1 protein-coding gene is annotated in these 2024 nt (G+C 33.3%); it reads right to left on the bottom strand.

What is annotated here, in order from left to right; genetic code table 11:
- Positions 1 to 169: 169 nt before the first annotated feature.
- The gene (locus FLACOL7796_RS21345; RefSeq protein WP_173972815.1) at positions 170 to 1594 is read right to left on the bottom strand and encodes an amino acid permease; all 1425 of its coding nucleotides are present in this window, start codon (positions 1592 to 1594) and stop codon (positions 170 to 172) included.
- Positions 1595 to 2024: the final 430 nt, after the last annotated feature.

The following is a 2024-nucleotide window of genomic DNA, read 5'->3' as shown; positions in this document are numbered from 1 at the left end:
GTCCTGTAACTCTGAAATATAGTGCATCTAATAATTCTTTATTTAAATCAATTGCTGACTTTTTCAGTGTAATTCTTTATAAATAACATTAGCGTATTAGCCTAAAGAATCATCCGATAACATAAATTGCTAATTCTATTTAAACAATGAATTATAGCGTAAAACCTACCTATTTTTTAGTTTTAAAAACTTTATAAAATATAAAAAGAATACCCAGCCAAATAGGAATTAATTCTACGGATAACTCCATATTTGTCATCCACATGATGGATAAAATACCCAATAGAAATACAAAACAGATGTAGTTGCTTAGCGGATAAAATATTGACGGAAACTTAGTTTTTGTATTTTCCTTGTCTTTCGCAAGTCGAAACTGTAGATGCGTATACGAAATCATTACCCAGTTAATCACTAAGCAAGACACTACTAAAGACATTAAAATACTAAAAGCTTCTTCTGGCATTATTTTATTGATTAAAATACAAATCGCTGCAAAGCATGAAGAAATTAAAATGGCATTAACCGGCACCGATTGTTTGTTTAGTTTCTTTAAAAATTTAGGCGCACTACCCTGATCTGCTAAACCAAATAACATTCTTGAGTTGCTGTATACGCTACTATTGTATACTGATAAAGCGGCAGTTAAAACGATTAAATTAAGTACATTGGCGATAAGCTTTGTAAAATATATTTTGTTGCCAAAGAACTCAAATTCCATTCCGTTAAGATTTTGAAAAACCATTACAAACGGACTGCTGTCTGTAGTAATTTGTCTCCATGGTGACAAGGCAAATAAAATAACCAAAGCACCCACATAAAATATAAGGATTCTATAAATAACCTGATTGGTTGCTTTTGGAATGTTTTTTTCCGGATTTTCGGCTTCGGCAGCAGTAATCCCGATAAGTTCTAGACCTCCAAAAGAGAACATAATAAGCGCCATTGCTGACAATAGCCCCTGAAAACTACCTGAAGAAGTTTTTTCGAAGATCCCTTTTGGGAAAAATCCTCCGTCATTGTATAAATTGTGAATTGTGGCGTGCTCTCCTCCTGTTCCACTCATTAGCAAGTAGGTACCAAAAAGGATCATGGCAATAATTGCAGCTACTTTTATGATCGAAAACCAGAATTCAGTTTCTCCGTAAACTTTTACAGAGGCAAAATTCAAAGCATTAATAACCAAAAAGAAAAATAAACTCGATGCCCAAAGCGGAATTTCAGGCCACCAAAACTGCACATAAACACCAATGGCTGTAAGTTCAGCCATACTTACCAGAATATACAGAATCCAATAATTCCAACCCGATGCAAAACCGGCAAAAGAACCACAATACTTATAGGCAAAGTGACTAAAACTACCTGAAACAGGCTCTTCGACAACCATTTCGCCCAATTGTCTCATAATAAAAAAAGCGATTATTCCGGCAACAGCATATCCTAAAATAACCGATGGACCTGCTAGTACAGCCGCTGGACCAATACCAAGGAAAAGACCTGTTCCTATCGATCCGCCTAAGGCGATTAACTGAATGTGACGGTTGGTCAGCCCACGTTTAAGCTGATTATCTTGTACGTCTTCCTGTTTTTCTTTCACAAATTTGTTTTTTAAAATGAGTTAAATGTACTCAGAAATGTATAGGCAGCGAAGATAAGTTAAAAAAGGAATCGCACAAAGCATAGATTATGCTAAAACTGAGATTAGGTAATTCTTTTTTTGAGAGGTTTCAGAGAGCATTTTAATATTAAGATTAGGGATTCTATTAATTTCAGAGCAAGTTTGTTTCCTTTAATGATGTAAGGAAGAGTAATAAAATACGTTTCTGGTGTTAAAAAAGTACAAGCAGATTTTTTTGTATCATTTCAATATAAAATAAGTAAAATCTTAGTATTTATTTTAATAATATCGTATCATCAAAACAAGAATGTTACTCAGTTTTATAATTTCTTGTAGAATCAATTGATTTGAATTTCCAATTTCCCGACAACTTAATTTAAAATATGTATGTACAAATTACCTCTAATCG

This window comes from Flavobacterium bizetiae (assembly GCF_902804475.1).
Taxonomy (GTDB): Bacteria; Bacteroidota; Bacteroidia; order Flavobacteriales; family Flavobacteriaceae; genus Flavobacterium; species Flavobacterium bizetiae.
This window is presented reverse-complemented; position numbering and strand designations above follow the sequence as displayed.